A 22,122-nucleotide genomic window follows, 5' to 3' on the forward strand; every position below is an offset into this window, starting at 1 on the left:
TTATAGAGTACCGCATTTATTAAAAAGCTATTCGCACCCGAGGTTTAAAAAGTTCACTTGAAATCCCTCTTACACAATATATTTATAAGCACGTGCAACAAGTTATTCACCACACGCTTTCTTATTGGCGTTTGTATAACTTGCTTCGTTATAAGCTTACAGTTTATTAATGTTTCTCAAGTACAAGAAGTTATTCAGCGTATTGAAGGGATATTGTACGACTTCAGGCTTAATACAAACCTGCCTGCTGAAAAACGGCAGTTTGATGAACATATCGTTATTATAGATATAGATGAAAAAAGCATGAAGGAACAAGGTCGCTATCCTTGGAGCAGAAGTAAAGTCGCTGAATTAGTAGAAAAACTTCATCAAGCGGGTGTGGTGGTTATCGCATTTGATATATTTTTTGCAGAGCCAGAAAGAAACCCCGTCAATGAAATATTAAATAAAAATCCTCAATTAAATAAACAGCTAAGCACTCAAGTTAACGCGTTATCAGAGTCTGTTGATGCTGATACTATTTTTTCTAAAACATTAGAGAATTCTGAAGTTGTTTTAGGTTTTTTATTTGATAATCAAGCCGAAAATACAGGCTATATACCGCCTAGCTCAATTATTTGGACAAAAAATAAAAACGAGTCATCCGAGATCAGCGTATTTAATAATGCATTAGGCAATATTGAAAAACTACAAACATCTGCATTAGGCGCAGGTTTTATTAATGCCGTACCTGAAAGTGATGGATTTATCAGAAAAGCCTCTCTTGTACTTAACTATAACGGCACGCTTTATCCTTCGTTAGCACTAGAAGCAGCACGTGTTTATACCTTAAACGATTCAATACAAGCTGTAACTAAATCAAATAATAATATCTCATGGTTACAAGGCGTTAAGTTTGGAAAAAACATTATTCCCACTAACGAAAAAGGTCAAATACTTATTCCTTTTAAAGGAAAAAAACATAGTTTTGAATACATTTCAGCCACAGATGTACTCAATCAAAAATTACCTAAAGGTCATTTAGAAGGAAGTATTGCTTTTGTAGGAACTTCAGCCGTTGGGCTATCTGACCTACGAGCAACATCAGTTGGTGTTCAATACCCTGGGGTTGAAGTGCATGCCAACGTATTTGAAAGTTTAATTCATCCTGAAATTCTTCCTTTTGAGCCAGACAGTACTTTAGCTATATCGTTATTGTTATTAATATCTACAGGGCTAATACTTTCTTTTTTAATGACAGAGCAAACGCCAACAAAGATACTCATTTTTAGTACGTTTTTCTTCTGTATTCACATAGTCATTAACTGGTATTTATGGAATAAACTAAAAATAAGCCTACCTTTATTTCAAAATCTACTCTTAACTTTATTACTAACTCTCTATTACGCTGGTATAGGGTTCATAATGGAGAGCCAAAAAAGAAAAAGTATTATAGGCATGTTCAACCAATACGTTCCCCCTGCCTACATAGAAAAACTTATTAAAGCGGATAAAAATTTACAACTTAAAAGTGAAAAAAGAAACATGTCTGTACTTTTTGCTGACATTAGAAGTTTCACCGAACTTTCAGAGAATTTTACCCCTGAAGAGTTAACTGAATTTATGCAAATTTATTTAACTGAAGTCACCTCTATTATTTTTGATCATCAAGGCACTATCGACAAATACGTAGGCGATATGGTTATGGCATTCTGGAATGCGCCTTTAGATGACGACGATCACGCAACCCATGCCGTAGTAACCGCTTTAAAAATGATCCAAGCAACTCATAAACTATCCCGTATTTTTAATGAGAGAAATTGGCCTAGCGTTAATATAGGCGTAGGTATCAGTTCTGGTGATATGAATGTTGGCGATATGGGTTCAAGCTACCGTAAAGCCTATACCGTATTAGGTGATGAAGTGAATTTAGGATCAAGAATAGAATCGTTAACCAAGTATTATGGCGTAGATATTCTTATTACAGAAAAAACATTAGAGCAAATGTCACCTAATTATATTTTATGCCGGCAAGTTGACAAAATTAGAGTAAAAGGAAAAGCTCAGGCGGTTACTGTCTACCAACCTATAGCATTTAAAGAAAATTCAAATAAAGAGATTGAAGACTATTTATTACTGCATCAAAAAGGGATAAACGCATACACATTAGGAGAGTGGGATGAGGCAATAAAAGTCTTTAACCAATTAAAACAAAATGATTTTTGTTCAAAAGCACTTTATGATATATATTTAGATAGATTAGCACTATTAAAAAACTCACCACCAATATCGTGGAATGGTATTTTCGTCCATCAGTCAAAATAGGGAATTATGAATAATAAATATTTGAACGAGACTGTTTTCCAACATTTACTTAAAATTAGTATTGAATTAAGTAGTGAAGAAAATACCGAAATTTTAATGGAAAAAGTGCTTATTGCTGCCATGACAATTTCAAACGCAGATGCGGGATCAATCTATATGGTTGATCAAGCTAAAAATGCTGAATTTAGAACTGTTCTTAATAACAGTTTAAATTTACATTTAGGTGGTAGTTCAAATAACCCTATTACATTTCCAAGCATCCCATTATTTATAGATGGTCAGCCAAATAAAAGTGCCATGATCGCACACGCCATTAATAGCACTAAAGTTATAAACATCAAAGATGTATACGACGAACTTCCTTACGATTTAAGTGCCGCGCGTAAAATGGATAAAGAAACAGGCTATCGAACGCAATCCATGCTGACGTTTCCATTAAAAGATCACATTGGCGATATTATTGGTGCTATTCAAATAATCAACGCTCAAGAAAACAATGATCAAGGTCAACCAGTAACCGTAGAATTTACACCCGAAGTTGAAGAGCAAATACTTTCGTTTGCTTCACTTGGGGCTATTGCGTTAACCAACAAAGCATTAATAAAAAATATGGAAGAGCTGTTTGAGTCTTTTGCTCAAACTATTGCTGCCGTAATAGATGAAAAGTCGCCTCACACCGGCGGTCACTGTAAAAGAGTTCCTGAACTTACCTTATTAATAGCTGATGCTGTACATGATGAGAATAAAGGACCACTGGCAAGCTTTAACCTTACACCACAAGAAAGGCATCAACTCGATATAGCAGGTTGGTTACACGATTGCGGTAAAATAGTAACGCCTGATCACATTATTGATAAATCAACCAAACTAGAAACCATTTTTGACCGAATTCACTTTATTGATTCTAAATTTGAAATAGCCAAGCGAGATATAGATATTCGCTTTCAAAAAAGTATGATTAAAGCCTTAAAAAATGGTAATACAATAGAAGTTCAACAACTTGAAAGAGCATCTGATGTAGCCCATAAACAACTCAATTTAGATAGAGCTTTTATACAAAAAATTAATATTGGCGGTGAATTTTTAACAGATCAGCAAGAACAGCATATTAAAGAAATAGCCACTCGTTATAGCATAGTAATAAACAGAGAAAAGCAATCGTTACTTACCGAAGACGAAGTCACTAATCTTTGTATTAAAAGAGGAACGTTAAACGATAAAGAACGCTTGATCATTCAGCATCACATGGATGTAACGAGTGACATACTTGAAGCACTCCCCTTCCCTAAGCATTTATCAAATGTTGCTGAATATGCTTTAGGTCATCACGAAACAATGGACGGTAAAGGTTACCCTAAAGGCTTAACAAAAGAACAAATGTCAGTACCTGCACGCTTAATGGCTGTAGCAGATATATTTGAAGCCCTTTCGGCATCAGACAGACCTTACAAAAAAGCAAAACCCGTTAGCGAATGCCTAACAATTATGGGGAAGCTGGTATTAAATAATCATCTCGATGGGGATATTTTTACTATTTTTGTACGTTCCAAAGTATACGAAACTTACATTTTAAAGTTTGCAACCCCTGAACAGCTTGACGACTTTAATATAGAAGATATACCGGGGTTAAGTCATTATAATTAAGAAAAAACACGTAATAAGAGTACAAAAATCACTCGTAATATATCAACATATATGCCAATTCAAATTATCCCGTATATCTTATAACTAAATATCACTTCTTTTTTATTTATAAGCATATAACCTAAGACTGTAAATTTATTCGAATCAAGATATTCGTTAAATACCTAATTTATACCAAGTTGGTTCTGTAACGTTAAGTTACTCAATTTATTATTCAAATTGGTATTAATATCAAATAAAGTGCTATTAAGTCAGTATTAAAACTTAAAGCCAAAATGTATAGGAAGTAAGCATGTCAAATATATTTGAAGATAACTCAACGTCAGTAGGAAAAACGCCTCTTGTAAAGCTTAACCGCGTAACAACAGGTAATGTGTTCGCTAAAATAGAAGCCAGAAATCCAAGCTTTAGCGTTAAGTGCCGTATCGGTGCAAATATGATTTGGGACGCAGAGAAAAAAGGTTTATTAACACCAGGTAAAAACATTGTAGAACCTACAAGTGGTAATACAGGTATTGCATTAGCATTTGTTGCTGCAGCACGTGGTTATGGCATTACATTAACTATGCCAAGCACTATGAGCTTAGAGCGCCGTAAATTATTAACGGCTCTAGGTGCAAAAGTTGAATTAACTGACGGCGCAAAAGGCATGAACGGTGCTATAGCTAAAGCAAAAGAAATTAGAGATGCAGATCCTGAAAATACCATTCTTTTAGGTCAATTCGATAACCCAGCTAACCCAGAAATTCATGAAAAAACTACAGGCCCTGAAATTTGGGAAGATACTGATGGTAATGTTGATATTTTTGTTGCGGGTGTAGGTACAGGTGGCACAATAACAGGTACAGGCCGTTACCTTAAAAATGTTTCAGATAAAGAAGTTTTGTGTGTAGCTGTTGAACCAACAGATTCACCCGTAATTACACAAAAATTAGCGGGCGAAGAATTAAAACCGGGTCCACATAAAATTCAAGGTATTGGTGCTGGTTTTATTCCAGGTAACTTAGACTTATCGATTGTAGATGCTGTTGAACAAGTATCTAATGAAGATGCTATGGCAATGGCTCATCGCCTAATGAAAGAAGAAGGTATTTTAGCGGGTATTTCTTCAGGTGCTGCTGTAGTAGCGGCAAAAAGACTTGCTGAAAAACCTGAGAATAAAGATAAAAACATTGTTGTTATTTTACCAAGCTCTGCTGAACGTTACTTATCAAGTGCCTTATTTACTGATAGTTTCTCTGATAAAGAATTAGTTCAATAATACAAAGTAAATCAAAAAAGGCGCTTTAGCGCCTTTTTTATTGCCTAAAATAACTTTACAATGCCAATAGATTAATCGTTTAAACACAATGTTCTCAAGGAAATTATGAACTTTACTAGATATATACTGCTTGGTTTAGCGCTTTTAGTTTTAGGCTGTAATAAAGATAAAAATGACATATCAACAATAGATAACCCTGAGTTAGTTGTTATTGCATTTTTTGATGCTTTATATAATGAAAAAAACATAAAAAAAGCAGCTAGTGTATGCAGCCCCAAATTATCTCGAATTATCCTACATTACAAGTCACCTCAAGCCGTTGGACGTCATCTATTCAATATGCAATTTGATAAAGTAGAAATTACCCCTGACGACAGTGGAGTCAAAGTACGTGAACAATTTAAAGATGCTGCAACTATCACTGTTTTTTTTGATGGACTTTATAGAGGAGATAAAATAAAAGATGTTAAGCGTTTATCTCTTATACAAGTTGATGATAAATGGGTTATTAATAAAATATTAAAAGACCCCTTTTAAGGACTGTTATAGACCAGTTAAGAATTAACAAAATTTATTCAAATACAAAAAGCCCGAACGTAAGATAATGTTCGGGCTTTTTGTTATATTCACGTTTTTAAATAAAACGATAATAACCTACTGACCTAACACTTTACCTTCTCGTCTCGGGTCTGCTCCACCCTGTAAGCCATCCTTAAGTACTTTAATGACATGTAATCCACTATTTAAGTCACGAATACCTACCTTATGACCTATTGCCGTTAAACGTGGTGCTAGCGCCTCTAATGAGGTGCCTTTTTCAAGAGTTGTTGAATCATTACGATTGGTTATTTTAGGTAAGTTAACCGCCGCTTGAGGTGACAAGTCCCAATCTAAAACACCTACAATGGTTTGCGCTACATAATTAATAATTCGACTGCCTCCTGGAGAACCCAACACTAACTTTAAATTATTGTTTTGATCAAATACCATAGTAGGAGCCATTGAACTTCTTGGTCTTTTAAAAGGCTCTACACGGTTAGCCACTAACTTTCCGTTTTGGGTAGGCGACAATGAAAAATCTGTTAGCTGGTTATTCAGTATAAAACCTTCAACCATAACCGCTGAACCAAACGCCATCTCTACGCTGGTTGTCATTGATACGGAGTTTCCATCGGCATCTACAATTGAAATATGGCTAGTTGACGGACGCTCTATCGCATTATCTAAGCCTAAAGCAAGCGCACCTATAGGAGCGCCAGCTTGTGCTTTACCCATATCTTTTTTCGGATCAATTAACTTAGCCCGTTCAGCTAAATAATCAGGGGCTAATAAGCCAGCAACAGGTACATTTGAAAATGCAGGATCAGCGATATATTTTTCTCTATCAGCAAATGCGAGTTTCGAACTTTGCGTAAATAAATGTAGTGATTCAATACTGTTTGGTTGTTGTTTGCTTAAATCGAAATGACTTAATAGCCCCAACATTTGTATAACAGCTATACCACCAGAGCTTGGTGGAGCCATACCACAAATATTATAAATTCTGTATTCACCACATACAGCATCAACTTGATTAGGTTTGTATTGCTTTAGGTCGCTAAGCGATAAACGCCCCGGTGCAATTTGTGTATGTTGAACTTTATCTACAATTTTTTTAGCGACCCAACCTTCATAAAAAACAGCAATACCCTCTTGCGCAATACTTTTATAAACCTTAGCTAGTTTTGGATTTTTTAAAATATCGCCCGCTTTTATAGCGACACCATTAGGGTAAAAATAAGCTTTTATTTCAGGTAGCTGTTTTACACCGGGGTTATAAGCTAATGAAATTAATTTTGCTAAGCGTGGTGAAACAACAAAACCCGTTTCAGCAAGTTTAATCGCATCTACAAACAGCTCATTCCAAGCCAACTTACCATATTTTTGATGTGCTTGATGCAAAGCTGCCAATACACCTGGCGTACCAACCGAGCGTCCACCTACAACAGCTTTTATCCAAGAAACTGCCTTGCCATTTTCATCTAAAAACAAGTCAGACGTTGCTTTTTCTGGCGCGGTTTCTCTACCGTCAAAAGTAGTTAAATGTTTATTGGCTTTATCCCAATAAAGCATAAAAGCACCACCACCAATACCTGACGATTGCGGTTCAACTAAAGTTAACACCAACTGAACGGCAATAGCAGCATCAACCGCACTACCGCCTTTAGCAAGTACGTTGTAACCCGCTTGGCTCGCATAAGGGTTAGCCGCGGCGACCATAAACTTTTCAGTAAAAACATCTTTTTTCTGTTTTAGTCCTGTTGCTGCTTCTGGCTCCCTGTCTTCTTGCTCTGCTTTTTTAACAATATTTTGAGAGTTTGGTTGTTCTGGTGAAAAACTATTGCCACACGATGAAATCATTAACAGTGCGCTAATAATAAGTGACGGTTTAAACGGAGAAATCATAACCTTCCTTACTGATGAACTTGAGCTAGTTACCTTGCCTGAATAACAATTGAAAATCGTTAAACTGGCTAAAACGGTTTAATAATGGTTTATATTTATTTGAATTAGTTTCTATTGAACTTAAAGCATAAACACAGGCTTCTAAAGATGATAAAGCCTGCGCTTTTTGTGTTTTTCTAATATGATATTTACTTTCAATATCATCTGGTAAGGTTAAATGAGGCATGCCATGTAAAAAGTCATTTAGCATATACATTTTATAAGATTTTTTCCACGTGCCATCAATTAAAATAATACACTTTATTGAATTCAAAACTTTATCACATTTAACCATTTCATTTGTTAACGTTTTTGCATTTTCACTTGGGTATAACAAGGCAATTTCATTTTGGTATAAAGATAAAATTTCAGTTAATTCAGCATTCTCCTTAAAAACCTCACCAACAATTACCGTACAATTAACTAAGGAATTGGCCAATAACGTTATAGTACCTTTGGTTTGTTTTACTTCTGTAGGATGTTGAAGTACAACCACGTGAATATCATTTATTATTTCTGTAAACAAATGGCATATACAGGCTGATTTTGCACGTAAACAAAGGGGACAACATTCTCTTTTCATCTTTAACTACTGTAATTAAACTGCACATCAAGTATTTACACAGGTGCATTCAAAATATAATCGGTATACTATCAAATAAATAGACAGTTACGATATTGAATAACCTTTAAAATTCAACAAAAATTGATATGTTCACAATAAAATCACTCCCGCTTAAAAAACATCAAATCGCTTTACCTTTATTGGTTATTATTTTATCCACACTCGCTTTTATTTTCGATGTAGATTCTTTAGCTTTTCAACGTGATCGCTTTATAGAGGGTGAATTTTGGCGAGGACTTACAGGACACTTCTTACATACTAATTTTAATCATTTTGTTCTAAATATAAGCGCGGTTATTTTACTCTGGGCATTACACGGTCAATTTTATAATTTACTTAACTACACACTTATTTTTATTGTTTGCGCTATTACCACAACCTTTGGTGTTTATGTCTATTCACCTGAAATTATGCAATATGTTGGTTTATCGGGTGTTTTACACGGCTTATTTATATGGGGAGCCATTAAAGACATTCAAAATAAAGATAAAACGGGCTTTGTGTTACTTGTTGCCGTTATAGGTAAGGTAATTCACGAACAAGTAAAAGGAGCAAGCGAAGAAGTAGCAGACTTAATATCTGCTACTGTTGCGATAGACGCTCACTTATGGGGCATGATAGGCGGTGGAGTTATTGGTTTACTTTCTCTTTACCATGTTAAAAAGTCGAAAAAATAGCTATAAAGTAGTTTCAAACAATTTAAATATTCTACGGTATTCATTTAACCAAGAACTAGGCTGTACAAACCCATGTGGCTCTACGGGGTAAATAGCTGTTTCAAAGTCTTCTTTTTCTAATTCAATTAATCGCTGTACTAAGCGAACGGTATCTTGAAAAAATACGTTATCGTCAACCATAGGTGCATTAATTAATAGTGGTTTTTGTAACCCTTCGGCAAAGTAAATAGGTGAGCTACGTTCATACGCAATGGGATCGTCAGCAGGTGTATTTAAAATGTTAGACGTATAGCCATGATTATAATAAGCCCAATCAGACACTAAGCGTAAAGCTGAACCTGACTGAAATAAATCAGGTTGAGTAAACATAGACATTAGCGTTAAAAATCCACCGTATGAACCACCATAAGTTCCCACACGGTTGCGATCAACATTAGCATTTTCAACTAACCAATTAACACCATCTCGCATGTCTTCTACTTCTGGTTTTCCCATATGGCGATAAATAGCCGTGCGCCAATCGCGTCCATATCCAGCGGAAGCTCTATAGTCCATATCAATAACCACATAGCCTTTTTGTACTAACATACTATGGAACATGTATTCTCTGAAATATCCTGACCAACCTAAATGAGAATTTTGTAAGTAACCCGCGCCATGTGAAAACATAATCGCTTTATTTTTACTCTGTTTATTATTAACGTTTTTACTATCAACCCCTTCAGGTAAATACACTTTTGAATAGATAGGCTCAGCTTGATTGCTTGATGGAATAGCGACAATACTTGGTAACGACCAAGGCATTGATAAAAAAGCCTCTGAAACCGTATGCGTTAAACGAATAGCTTCAGGCGTATCATCAACAATTTCCACATAAAGTTCAGGGGGCATGTTTATCTCAGAGTGAGAAATTAACAGCTTGGTATTATCAGGGCTTAATTGATAATAATTATCGCCCCCTAGATCGGTTACCGCAGTAACGTCACCAGACTGTAAATCAAGTTGGTAAATTTCATAAATACCAGGATGCTTTTGATTTGCCCTAAAAAATAAAAAATCTTGGTTATTCGATAAAACTAAATCGTTTACTTCATACTTACCAAACGTCAACTGTTTTGCTTTACCTTTTAATGGCTTAACATAAATATGTGAGTAACCCGACTCTTCCGATAAATAATATAAGGCGTCGTCACTTTTTGCTGTTGCATTTAACCAACCAAACTCATTAAACGACCAATTGATCCAAGCATCGTCATGTAACCTATGTTGTGATTCAAAGCTTTTGGTTGCAAAATCAACCGTTGCTAACCATCGATCTTTGTTATCCCACGCTTCAAACAAAATGGCGACATTATCGCCTTTTTCATTCCATTGAATAGGCTCATTCGCTTCCATGACATGAATATACCGAGGCGACTTTTCACTTTTATAAACATGGCCCTGTTTTTTATAATTTTCTGCACGCACCTTAGCTAATACATCATCATCAAATCCAGGTAATGTATCAAAAGGTATATACGCCATAGTGCCATCAGTAATATCTAACAAGTAAACATATTCATTATATTGTCGATTATCGGCTACTCGACTGCGTACAGATTTGATCGCAATATCGCCCGACTTACCAATATAATCAGGCATAACATCGCTACTGTCAGACATAGCAGCAGAACTTGCTACACTAACTATTATTTTATTTCCTGCGGGCGATAAACTCGCATGAACAACTTTGTAGTCTTTATTAAAGTAAAAATTAGTTTGCGTAATTGAGCTATTTTTAACACGCCAAGTGCGTTTTTGGTCTTTAATCAGCTGCGCGTTTTCTTCTTGTAATTTCAGGTATTTAATCAGCTTGGTTTGCTCATTCGCTAAGTAAGACTCGTTAGCTGAAATATTTTCAGCTTCATTTTCCGAAGTCATTAATAAATTAGCTAACTCTTTAATTTGATTATTTTTTAAATTTACGCTGTAAAAAACATTACCAATTCGATAAGCCACATCGCCATTGTTTAAAAACATCGGTGAAGTTTCAACAGCCGAGGTATACGTTAGCTGATGTACATTGCCACTAGCGAGCGTTTTAATAAATACGTTGCCTTCAAAGGTATAAACCTCATGTGTTTTGTCATGATTAAGAATCGCGTTTTTGTCTGACACTTGATGTAAATGAGCTAAATTAACTTGTTTTCCATTACCTTTTTCATTAACTTTTTTTACAAATAAATCGCGTAAAATATTACCTTCACGCTTTTGTTGATAAAAAATAGTGTTACTGTCATCCCCCCAATACCAAGCCTCTGGCGCTCTACCAAACCAATCAGGATCTGACATTATTTGCTCCAGGGTTATCTCTTTATTTAAAGTATGAACATTTAAATTCGGCTTACTTTGAATAATTGCAGGTATAACAACTGTATTTTGAGTATCAACTTGAGAAGTGGCTGGAATATTAGTATCTGAGTTATATACCGAGGTACACGATAACGACATGACGCTAAATGCGGTGAACAATAATTGAGGTTTTATGTGTTTTTTTACTGAGTAATTTATTGGATGTTTGATTAACTGATTTATTAGAGATTTCATGTAATAGACACTGAATTAATGAAGGCATTTAACGTTATACTTCGGCTAGTGTCTAAATTCAATTTTCTGAGATAAAGAGTAAACATTTCATGATGAAAGGTGGAATTTTCATTCCACCTTTATCACTTTCGAATGCTTACTTAAAAACTTCCTCTTACACCTAAACTCACACCTCTTGCAGGCAGTGGCGCTACATCTTTCAAGAAAGATGAATGTACTCTAGCGTCAACATCAGTAATGTTATCTACTTTTAAAAACACAACAAAATCGTCACCTATATTGTTTATATAGTAATTAATGTTTGCGTCAACCATGGTATAGCCCTCTGTAGACGTTTCGTTTTCAGCGACTTTGTTTTGGCTAAAATAACGTTGAGCAGTTAACGATGCAGAAAAATTTTCGCCTGTGTAATTAAATTCAGAACCTATACGTAAAGGTGGAATTCTTGGTAAGTTGTCGCCTTGCGTTAATTTAGCTCTGATGTAGTCACCAAAAATTTTAGCGGTAAAGTTTGAAGATACTTGATAAATCAGCTCAGATTCTAATCCATATAAATCGACATCTGATTGTTCATAGGCATAAATAGGTAGAAAGCTTTCTTCTTCATGCTCGTGATCTGCTTCGTTATGCTCTTCTTCGTCTTCAAATATTTCGCTGGTAAACCCTGTATTGCGTTGAAAATAATAATCATCAATTCGATTATAAAAAGCACTCATAACAAAACCTAAATCACCTTCGAACTTTCTAAAGGTAACGTCAAAGCTCAAACTTGATTCAAGCTCAACATCTTTATCGGATAAAACCACTTGTTCTGTAGCTTCATCTATTTTGTATAGCGCTCCTAGCTCATAAGTACTAGTACCAATATGCGGGCCATTTGAAAACACTTCACTGGCAGACGGCGCACGTTGAGAATAACCTAACGATAAACCTAAGTTGTAGCCCGGAGTAAAGTTCCATACAACGCCTAAAGATGAACTTAATGGAGTAAATGATTGATCTTTCATATCCTGATTTAAAGCAATAAAATTATCACTTTCATCGGTTGGTTCTGCTTTTAATGACACATGTTCAAGACGTATTCCTGCTTGCACAAGAAATTGATCAAAGTGTTTTTCTTCTAGCCATGCAAATGCTGTCATCGCTGTTTTTGAAGGAGGCGTAAATGCTTCTTCCCCAATGGCTTCAAAGTCTGACTTTTTATAATGGAGTGTAAAAGCCCCTTTCCAGTCGTTTAAAGGTTTATGGTATAAGTCAAAGCGCGTTTCAAACATTTTATTTTTAAAGGTAGTCCCCGGAGCGCCATCTTCAATTTCTTGATGAATATAATCGGTATACGCAATTTTAGTAGCAACACGATGGAATACGTCATTATCAAAAGTTAGATCACTTAAAATCTGATAACGATCTTGCTCTAAAATACTGTATACCTGCTCTTCTTCGTGTTCGTCATGTTCTGCTTCATCATGGCCTTCCTCGTGTTCATGTCCAGGTAAACCGTACTTACGGTCTAAATATCCGTAAGAAAACCCTATAAAACCGTTATCCATTAAATAGCTAACACCGGCGTTATAGCCTTTAGCCCTTGAAGAAGAGTTTTCTAAGGTATCCGTTAATTCTTCATGTTCTTCGTGCTCTTCTTCCGTTTCGCCTTCATGCTCTTCATCTTCATGTTCGTCATGCTCTAGATCAGTTAACGGAATTTTATAATCGTTAGATTCACGATAAAAAGCATCTACATGAAAAGCTAAAGCCGTATCGTTATCAAGCTCTACACCGGTATTTACATTAAAAGAAGCTTCGTTTTCATCAGACACATCGTTGTGTTTAACTAAATAATCTACTTGATTATCTATGCTGGTAGGCACTCGGTTATCAACCACATTCACTACACCACCAATAGCGCCACTGCCGTAAAATAATGTTGCAGGTCCGCGTAATACTTCAATTTGTGTTGCTGTGCTTGCTTCAGATGAAACGGCATGATCAGGACCTACGCGAGAAGCATCACTTACATCAAGTCCGTTTTGAGTCACCATGACACGCGGCCCATCTAAACCACGAATAATAGGGCTACTTGATACAGGACCAAAGTAGCTTGAATGAACACCTAATTCTCCTTTAAGTGTTTCACCTAAGGTAGACGCTTGTTTTAATCTTAACTCATCACTCGATAACACGTTAATTGGCAATGCTGACTCAATTGAAGAGGAATGTAATGGCGTAGCATAAACGTCAATATTTTCCATCACACTTGGTTTTAGGGTGTATAACAATCCGCTTAAGTCGTTGTCGCCTACACTAACAAGCTCATTAAAGTGGCTATAGTTTTTAGCGACAATATGAAGCTCGTATTCGCCGGCATCTAATCCTGAAATTTCGAAATAACCTTGGTTATCTGTAAATACTTTTTTATTACTATGGCCAAGAACAATCTGGCTATTAACGCTAGGTTTTCCAGCAGTATTAACTACTTTTCCTGAAATTGTTTGTGCGAATGTTTGCGGTATTGCAAGCATACCTAAAGTACAACACGACAGCTTAAACGCCATCGTACTTTTTTTAATAAAAGTCATTGGATGTTCCTGTGAACTCAAAAATAAACGTTAAAAATACCGAAACACGTTGTGGTAACGGTAAAATAAATTTTAAGTATTACAATTGAACAGGAGGAGCTCTTAAAGGAGGTGTTACAGAGTAGTTTGAATGTGCTAACGGTTTAACAACATTCGATGAAAAGCTTAAAAAACGTGAGGCCAGCTGCTGAATAATTTCAACATTATTATCAACATTATCTATATTTTGCTGGCATAAATGACAGTTTTGCTCTGCACTGCTACTTGTTAAATCACCAATAGCTAAATCATAGTGGTTTCCATGACTTATAAATGAAAACAACAAGGCAAAAGCCAATACGATAGGTACAAAAACCTGACGTGCATTGACTCGCTGTAATTGAATTAAAAAGTTAGATAATTTGTTAGGTAATACGTTTAACAAAATAGATGCAAATGATTGATACTAATTAAGTGTGATATTATAACGTATATTGTTTATGTACAAGGGCTAATGGTTATAAGTATTATTTAATCCCCTTTTATAAATAAAGAGCTTATTTTAATTCAAAAGAAAATTAATAAAGTCGTGCTAATTTAGTCTGTAGAAATTACCAATTCATTAAAAATCATAATACTCTACAAGATGATCAATAAAAGCTCTAATGCGTGCCGTTAAATGTCGGTTAGGCGGATAAACCGCATAAAGACCAATGGCTGATGCTTCCGCAGCTTCAAATAATATCTTCAAGCTGCCGTCTTCCACATGCGAATTGACTGCATATAATGGTGCTCTGCCTATACCAACACCTTGCACAGCCATTTGTACAATAGCGCGTGGTGAATTGGCATGAAAGCTCCCCTGCATTTTGTAGGTTTTTATTTCGCCTTTTAGTTTAAAGCTCCAATGGGCAGGTTCCTTGGTGGTCATTTGTAATAAACAATTATGCGTTGTTAATCCACTCGGGTGTTTAGGTTCGCCGTATTTAAGTAAATAATCAGGTGATGCAACAACAACAATACGCATGTCGCGTAGCTTACGAGCGATCAATGTAGAATCATCTAATTTGCCAAAGCGAACGGCTAAATCAAATCCTCCCTCTACAATAGAAACAAGATGATCGGCTAAATGTAAATCTATACTTACATTAGGATGAATAAGCTGAAACGCTGCTATTGCCTCTACCAGTTCTTTACTACCAAACCCTGTTGGTGCTGTTATTCTTATAGGTCCAGCGAGATCTGATTGTCGCTGTTGAACCATGCCTTCTAGTTCATCAAATTGATCCAGTAAAGGCACACAACGTTCATAATAAGCTTTACCCGTGTCGGTTAACGTAACACTTCGGGTAGTACGGTAAAATAGCTGAGCACCTAGTTTTTCTTCTAACTGTTGTACATATTTACTGGCAAGTTTAGTACTAACATCTATTTGCTTAGCCCCACCAGTAAAAGATTCATTCGTAGCAACAGCCACAAATGCTTCCATACACTTTATCGTATCCATTAGCTTATCTCATCTCTCACATATTATCCCCATAATGTACATAAAGATTCCATATTTCAAGCTATTGTCTTCGATTCGATTCAAAAATATAGTAGTCACTCATTTAAAACAAGCACCATCACTGTACTTAAGAGAGAATAAAAATGACAAATTCAATAAAGATCCATAGCTTTCCACTTTCAGGCCATGCTCACCGCGTAGAGTTATTTGCAAGCATTGCGGGTATAAAGCACGAAGTAAATAATATTAATTTACCAGAAGGTGAACATAAACAAGCCCCTTTCTTAGCCTTGAACCCATTAGGACAAGTGCCAACGATTGAAGATGGCGATATTGTGATCAGCGATTCGAACGCTATTTTAGTTTACTTAGCGAGAAAATATGCGCCAGATTATCTCCCGCAAGATCCTCAATTAGAAGCTGAAGTACAAAAATTTCTTACCTTAGCCGCAGGCGAATTAGCTTATGGCCCTGCTGCTGCAAGATTAGTTACGGTATTTAATGTGCCAATTGATCACGATTTTACTAAAGCAACCGCTGCAAAAGTATTAACTAAGCTTGAAAATCATATGGTGGATCGTGAGTTTTTAGTAGGTAATGCACCGACTATTGCTGATATCTCTATTTATAGCTATACAGCACATGCTCCTGAAGGTGGTGTTTCATTGGAACCCTACCCTAATGTTCGTCGTTTATTATCAAACATTGAATCGTTATCAGGTTTTAAAGCGATGCCAACAACCAAAGCGGGTTTATTAGCTGAGTAAATATAATACAACTTATACACCGATAGAGCATGCCACGTTAATTTCGACATGCTCTCTTAAATAACTTCCCAATCGTTTTACCGAGGTATTTATGGATAAGCAAATAACAACTCAAGATAATAATGAAACTCCATTATCACCTTTTCATCGTGGTGAACATGAATTACAAGCACGCATAGGCAAACGTGAAAAAATGGAAAACATTGGTCATCGAGCTGTGCGTTCATTTATGCCAGATCAACACAGAGAATTTTTTGCGCAACTGCCTTTTATGGTTGTGGGTAGTGTAGACAATAACGGCTGGCCATGGGCTTCAATTTTACCCGGTAAACCGGGCTTTGTTGAATCACCAAGTCCCACTTCATTAAATATAGCAAGTACAGCCATTCAAGGTGATCCGCTTGGCGAATCATTAAAAGAAACAGGCCGACCTCTAGGTTTTGTTGGTATAGAACTCAATACACGACGACGCAATAGAGTAAATGGGCGTATCGCTACATCGAATGAAAATAACGTAACCGTTAACGTTGACCAATCCTTCGGTAATTGTCCGCAGTATATTCAACACAGAAGCCTCAACTTTATTCGTGAAGTAGGCGAACAAGGTCAGCATTATGAAAAACAAACCTTCTCAACACTTGACCAAGCAGCAAAAGCTTTAATTAAAACTGCTGATACTTTTTTTGTTTCAAGCTTTGTTCAATCAAAAGATCAACCCAAAATAGAAGGTGTTGATGTATCTCACCGAGGAGGCCGACCTGGATTTATTAAAATAGAAGGAAACACCTTAACAATACCTGATTACGCGGGTAATCAATTTTTTAATACCTTAGGTAATTTTTTGATTAACCCTAAAGGCGGCTTAATATTTATTGATTTTTCAACTGGCGAATTATTAATGTTAACGGGCACTGTAGAATTATTATGGGGTGCTAATGAAACACTTACTAATGAAGAGACTAACGAAGAAATACAAGCTTTTAAAGGCGCTGAAAGAGCGTGGAAGTTTACACTTGATCACGGTATTCGATTAAAAGACGCTTTGCCTTTTCGAGCAAACTTAGGCGAGTATTCTCCGAATACATTAATGACAGGTAATTGGGAAGAAACCGCTAAAACCATTGCTGCTCAAGCTAAACAAGAGCAGTGGCAAACTTTTAAAGTAACTAAAGTTGCAAACGAAAGTGAAGACATTCGTTCATTTTATTTAGAGCCTAACGACAACAGCGCGCTATTAACCTTTAAAGCAGGACAATACTTAACGGTAAAAATCCCCTCTTTGCCTGATCAAAAAGCACATATTCGCACTTACACCGTTTCATCAGCACCTGATGAAAACTATTACAGAATTTCAGTAAAAAAAGAAAATAAAGGTATTGTTTCAAACTACTTACACAACAACTTACAGCAAGGTGATGTTATTGAAGTAAAAACACCTCGTGGCGACTTTTATATAAATGCTTTAGAAAAAAGACCCGCCGTACTTATTGGCGCGGGTGTAGGTATTACTCCCATGATGTCAATGGCCTTGCATGTTTACAATGAAAGTATTCGCATGCGACAGCTTCGCCCGTTAACCGTTATTCATGCAGCTAAAACAACAAATAGCCGTGCATTTCTAGCTGAATTTAAACAATTAGAACAAGTAACAAACGGTGCTATACGCTACTTGAGCTTTATCAGCCAGCCTTTAACAACAGAAAAAGCAGGCATTGATTTTAATGCTAGCGGTCGTTTAAGTGCAGTTATTTATAAACAAATATTGTCTCTCGACGACTATGACTTTTTTCTTTGTGGTCCAACAGCATTCATGCAATCACAATACAATACTTTGTCTGAATTAGGCGTTAAAGATTCCCGTATTTTTGCGGAAGCTTTTGGCCCTGCATCAATACAAAGAACAGTTGCTCTTACCACTACTGATCAAGTAAACCTAGAAGCTGAAAACAGTGTGATCAAATTTACCAAATCTAAGTTTGAACAACCATGGAGCCAAGGTGATAAAACGATTTTAGAAACAGCTGAAGAGCATGGGTTAACGCCTGAATTTAGTTGTCGTAATGGTAAATGCGGATCCTGCGTAACGACATTATTATCAGGAGAAGTGACTTACAGAAATCAACCTAGCGCACCAATAAATAAAAACGAAGTACTGATCTGTTGTGCTGTTCCGGCAAAAAACAGCAATACAATCGAAATCGATTTATAACTCAGCCTGAATTTATATCTTTGGACGATTAGATTCAAAATGAAGACTTTTAGAAGCCTTTCCAATGACCTCTATTTGTACCATATCTTTACTGAACATTACCAAACACATTAATAGAAACTAAAAAAATGAACATATTAAACAACCTAAAAACATACACAGCAGCCCTATTACTTTTCACAACAGCTACCCATTTACCTACAGCTCATGCAGATAGTAATGTGATTGCTGTTGACTACATTCGTGGCGAAGGCGACGTAGAAGGTATTAAAATTGCCTATCAGCGTCATACTGATTACTTAAAGCAATTTTCATCAAACCTAGGACTTTATATTGAAACTAGTGTGAATTTTTGGGAATACGGCGCAGAAAACAAACATGATACAAACTTTGTATTAGCGATGTCGCCAGTAATTAGGTATCAAATTGGCAGTGCCTACTCCAACCCGTTATATGCAGAGTTAGGCATAGGCGTATCATTATTAGATGATACGCAGTTTGCAGGAAAAAACGTAAGTACTCATTATCAGTTTGAAGACAGATTAGGCTTAGTTTATAAGTTTGGGAAAAATCAAAAAAATAGCATTGCATTACGCTATTTGCATTACTCAAATGCGGGCTTTAAAAGTCCAAATCCGGGGTTAGATTTTGTGAGTCTTTCGTATAGTTCTATGATCTAGTTACTTATTTAGTTTTAAGTTAAGCCTTGTTTAACCGTTTAATTAAACAAGGCCAAGTATTTACTCAATATTTACACGAATAGTACTTGCAACTCCGTCATAAATAGCAGAAACAATTACAACGCCTTTAGCATTTGCTGTACTTGTTAATTTATAACTCGCCTTATTCGTACCTAATTGAACAGGTTTAGCTTCTACTAGCTTACTTCCGCCGTTAGTACTCCATTGAGCAAATTCAGAAACATTCAAGCTTTCAGGTGTCCCCTTATAATTAGCAGTTAATGTTAACTCTATTGAATCTGAAGGCTCAAGAGTGATATCTGTGCCATCATTGATTTGCATAGAGTCTATATCTGCTTCACCTGTAACTTGTAATGTCGCTATAGCTTCTTTACCACCACAGGTTCCAGTTAATGTTGTAACACCTGGTTTAAGTGCTAATATAGTTCCTTTATTATCACCCTCTGTTGTTATACCACTAACGTTCTGACCTACTTGTGACCAAGAGATAGCATTATCAATAACAAAATCTTGTTTAGAAGCTTTAGACTCTAAAGTTGCTTGGCTGCTAATTTGCATACGTTCACCAACGTTTAAGGTAATCAAACTAGTTATTTCGTCATTACGTAAAACATCGATATTATCTAAAAATTGAGGATCAGCTGTAACAGCTAATAACTTTGAAACATTACCTATTTTTGCTGTAATAATAATATCTTCAATTGTAGCGGACGAGGTATACAAAGTACCGTCAGTGGTGATAGTTGCACTTGTATTTTTATTCAGGCTAAACTCCATATTTTTTACTGTGTTTTCTGATACGTAGCCGTCATTGTATGTGACATCTCCTCTTATAGGAGTACCGATACAAGTATAAATATTACCGTCATATACCTCATCGGTTATTGGTGAAATTGTCTTTAATGCAATATTTGTTACACCTACGTCACTGACGGATATTTCACCTTCACCATAAATATCCTCTAAAATAGTAGTGGCTGTGATAGTGACAATACCTTGATTAACCGTTGAATTAGCTACTGCCGTTACTAAACCTTTACTATCCACAGTAGCAATACTAGGATCACTTGAAGTCCAACTTTTTATTTCATTGGTTACATCTCGTAGTTTACCATTACTATCAAGCCCCATCACTTTAAGTTGATGTTTATCATCTTTAGATAAACGTATATGATCATTAATAATGGTTACTTTTTCGATAATAGTGCCATCAGCACGTAGCTTTTCTAGCTCAACTGAACGGGCTAACTCAGCCGAATTATGATCTGAATTACAACCCACTATAGCGAAACAGCTTGATATTAAAGAGCTAATGAGAAGCCTATAAGGCAGTGATTTTTTTTGAATTTTCATCTGAATTCCTTTTATACAGCAAGGTAATAGGTACTAAAACTGATAAGTTATACCAAGAGAAATAGCCGTAATTTCAATATCGCTATCTTTATAAAGTGACTGATAGGCGAGCCTAACTTGAGTGTTTTTTAAGTAAGGAACTTGTTGATGCATAGCAATAGCCCACGAGAAACCATTATAATCATCGGTACCATTGTATGCTTCTTCAGGACCCGAAACCGTCATTTCAGTCATTGCATAGCCTGCTGAAAGATCTAAACCGAAACCATCCACAATACCTGATTGCATAACAAAATAGAGCCCGATACTTTTTTCTATATCAAATTCTGTACGAAGAATATTATCGGTATTATTAGCGACTAAATATTGAGCTTCAAAAGCCATATTGTTATTACTAACACCTACTCGTAAAGCTGTTGCTTTGGGTTTAGCTTCTTCACTAGAAAGCTCAATATTAGTAGATAAATAATCTACACCAATATAAGGAGTGTCAGCAAAGCACTGAAATGAAGAGCCAAGTAATAGTAGAGAAAAGAACTTGTTCATGAATGATAAAATCCATATTAAACTGAGGTGTGCATAGTATCTAGGCAGTTATATGGAGTCAAGGTTAGTAACTCCATATAGAAGAGTAAAATCATGGAAAAAATATTATAAATTAAGATTATAATTTGAAGTTAAGTTAACTTTACGGTGTCTAATAAATTGACTAGTAATGTAAAAGTTCAACAGTCCTATCAAGCTTTATCTGGACTTGTTGCTTCAAATAATTCCCAAGTATTAATTTTTGCTAAAAAGTCACTTAACCCAGTATGCCTATCAATTGAAAAACGCTGACGGAATACTCCCCAACTAAGTAAACAAGCTAAGCGAATTTGTCCATCAGAGTAATTATGTTCGCTAATAGTTGTTGAACTAATTATCGTATTAAGTTGCTTTAAACAATCACTCACTCTATCTCTCTGACGTTGCATGTAATCATTGTTTTCAGGCGTAATGCCACTATTACCTAAGATGAATAAATTAATTTCTGAATCAAGTGCTGTATTTACTAATGCGTATAGATCAAAGTCTGCAACATCAACAAATCCCGCTTGACCATTTTTTTGTTTAATATGCAATAAAATACTGCTTGAATCAGTTAACGTTAAATTACCATCTTGTAAAAATGGTACTTTCTTCGCTGGTGATTTTTCAGCACTGCTCGCATAGTCGGTATCAACAAATTCAAAGTCGATATTCGCGCTTAATAAAGCAATACGACAATGTCTTACAAACGGTGATGTGTAGCTGCCATAAAGAATCATATTTTTACCATAGTAGAGTTATTAAGAAGTTGTGCTTCTTATGTTAATTCAAATCATGTTAATCCGTTAATTAATTTTGAAACAATATTTGTGCAAGGTTCTGTTGCTCTTTCAGATACATTTTTGCAGCAATGAAGTTCAA

17 protein-coding genes are annotated in these 22,122 nt (G+C 35.8%); 8 read left to right on the top strand and 9 right to left on the bottom strand.

Annotated elements, in window-relative coordinates:
* The first annotated feature begins 57 nt into the window (after nt 1–57).
* The 4 genes from AC0L5Q_RS05750 (at nt 58) to AC0L5Q_RS05765 (ending at nt 5,746) form a co-directional block, all read left to right on the top strand.
* Nucleotides 58–2,304 carry a CHASE2 domain-containing protein gene (locus tag AC0L5Q_RS05750; protein WP_473615472.1) on the top strand — a complete coding sequence of 749 codons (2,247 nt, stop codon included), beginning with the start codon at nt 58–60 and terminating at the stop codon, nt 2,302–2,304.
* 6 nt (nt 2,305–2,310) lie between these two features.
* Nucleotides 2,311–3,948, top strand: coding sequence for an HD domain-containing phosphohydrolase (locus AC0L5Q_RS05755; RefSeq protein WP_473615476.1), 1,638 nt, complete (start codon nt 2,311–2,313; stop codon nt 3,946–3,948).
* A gap of 292 nt (nt 3,949–4,240) precedes the next feature.
* A complete protein-coding gene (gene cysK / locus AC0L5Q_RS05760) occupies nt 4,241–5,209 on the top strand; it encodes a cysteine synthase A (RefSeq protein ID WP_473615480.1) in 969 nt (322 codons plus the stop codon).
* 105 nt (nt 5,210–5,314) lie between these two features.
* Nucleotides 5,315–5,746: a hypothetical protein gene (locus tag AC0L5Q_RS05765; RefSeq protein WP_473615483.1), complete on the top strand. Its 432-nt coding sequence runs from the start codon at nt 5,315–5,317 to the stop codon at nt 5,744–5,746.
* Nucleotides 5,747–5,863: 117 nt separating this feature from the next.
* Here the strand turns inward: AC0L5Q_RS05765 and ggt are convergent, their stop codons facing one another.
* Both ggt and AC0L5Q_RS05775 read right to left on the bottom strand, forming a co-directional pair.
* Nucleotides 5,864–7,654, bottom strand: coding sequence for a gamma-glutamyltransferase (gene ggt / locus AC0L5Q_RS05770; protein ID WP_473615486.1), 1,791 nt, complete (start codon nt 7,652–7,654; stop codon nt 5,864–5,866).
* A 25-nt stretch (nt 7,655–7,679) separates the two neighbouring features.
* A complete protein-coding gene (locus AC0L5Q_RS05775; protein WP_473615489.1) occupies nt 7,680–8,276 on the bottom strand; it encodes a tRNA-uridine aminocarboxypropyltransferase in 597 nt (198 codons plus the stop codon).
* Nucleotides 8,277–8,404: 128 nt separating this feature from the next.
* Here AC0L5Q_RS05775 and rrtA point away from each other — a divergent pair, with 128 nt between their 5' ends.
* A complete protein-coding gene (gene rrtA, locus AC0L5Q_RS05780) occupies nt 8,405–8,995 on the top strand; it encodes a rhombosortase (protein WP_473615493.1) in 591 nt (196 codons plus the stop codon).
* Here the strand turns inward: rrtA and AC0L5Q_RS05785 are convergent, their stop codons facing one another.
* From AC0L5Q_RS05785 to AC0L5Q_RS05800, 4 genes are all read right to left on the bottom strand, one after another.
* Nucleotides 8,996–11,485 (bottom strand): S9 family peptidase, encoded by a 2,490-nt coding sequence (locus AC0L5Q_RS05785; protein ID WP_473618261.1) that lies wholly within the window; start codon nt 11,483–11,485, stop codon nt 8,996–8,998. It lies immediately after the preceding gene.
* Nucleotides 11,486–11,721: 236 nt separating this feature from the next.
* Nucleotides 11,722–14,157: a TonB-dependent receptor gene (locus tag AC0L5Q_RS05790; RefSeq protein ID WP_473615497.1), complete on the bottom strand. Its 2,436-nt coding sequence runs from the start codon at nt 14,155–14,157 to the stop codon at nt 11,722–11,724.
* A gap of 79 nt (nt 14,158–14,236) precedes the next feature.
* Entirely contained in the window at nt 14,237–14,581 is a 345-nt protein-coding gene (locus tag AC0L5Q_RS05795; RefSeq protein WP_473615499.1) for a hypothetical protein, read from the bottom strand.
* A gap of 177 nt (nt 14,582–14,758) precedes the next feature.
* Nucleotides 14,759–15,643, bottom strand: a complete 885-nt coding sequence (locus tag AC0L5Q_RS05800; protein WP_473615503.1) for a LysR family transcriptional regulator — start codon at nt 15,641–15,643, stop codon at nt 14,759–14,761.
* Nucleotides 15,644–15,786: 143 nt separating this feature from the next.
* Between AC0L5Q_RS05800 and AC0L5Q_RS05805 the strand changes: the two genes are divergently transcribed.
* From AC0L5Q_RS05805 to AC0L5Q_RS05815, 3 genes are all read left to right on the top strand, one after another.
* The gene (locus AC0L5Q_RS05805) at nt 15,787–16,410 is read left to right on the top strand and encodes a glutathione S-transferase family protein (RefSeq protein WP_473615506.1); all 624 of its coding nucleotides are present in this window, start codon (nt 15,787–15,789) and stop codon (nt 16,408–16,410) included.
* 91 nt (nt 16,411–16,501) lie between these two features.
* Nucleotides 16,502–18,619 carry an FAD-binding oxidoreductase gene (locus AC0L5Q_RS05810; RefSeq protein WP_473615510.1) on the top strand — a complete coding sequence of 706 codons (2,118 nt, stop codon included), beginning with the start codon at nt 16,502–16,504 and terminating at the stop codon, nt 18,617–18,619.
* A gap of 128 nt (nt 18,620–18,747) precedes the next feature.
* Nucleotides 18,748–19,299: an acyloxyacyl hydrolase gene (locus tag AC0L5Q_RS05815; protein WP_473615514.1), complete on the top strand. Its 552-nt coding sequence runs from the start codon at nt 18,748–18,750 to the stop codon at nt 19,297–19,299.
* A 60-nt stretch (nt 19,300–19,359) separates the two neighbouring features.
* On the opposite strand, the gene AC0L5Q_RS05820 is transcribed toward AC0L5Q_RS05815, so the two are convergent.
* The 3 genes from AC0L5Q_RS05820 to AC0L5Q_RS05830 form a co-directional block, all read right to left on the bottom strand.
* A complete protein-coding gene (locus AC0L5Q_RS05820; protein WP_473615520.1) occupies nt 19,360–20,673 on the bottom strand; it encodes an Ig-like domain-containing protein in 1,314 nt (437 codons plus the stop codon).
* A 33-nt stretch (nt 20,674–20,706) separates the two neighbouring features.
* Complete coding sequence (locus AC0L5Q_RS05825; RefSeq protein ID WP_077337886.1) at nt 20,707–21,219, bottom strand: outer membrane beta-barrel protein; 513 nt, start codon at nt 21,217–21,219, stop codon at nt 20,707–20,709.
* 191 nt (nt 21,220–21,410) lie between these two features.
* Nucleotides 21,411–21,980: a glutathione S-transferase family protein gene (locus AC0L5Q_RS05830; protein WP_473615524.1), complete on the bottom strand. Its 570-nt coding sequence runs from the start codon at nt 21,978–21,980 to the stop codon at nt 21,411–21,413.
* Nucleotides 21,981–22,122: the final 142 nt, after the last annotated feature.

Source organism: Pseudocolwellia sp. G5-9, from assembly GCF_055808995.1.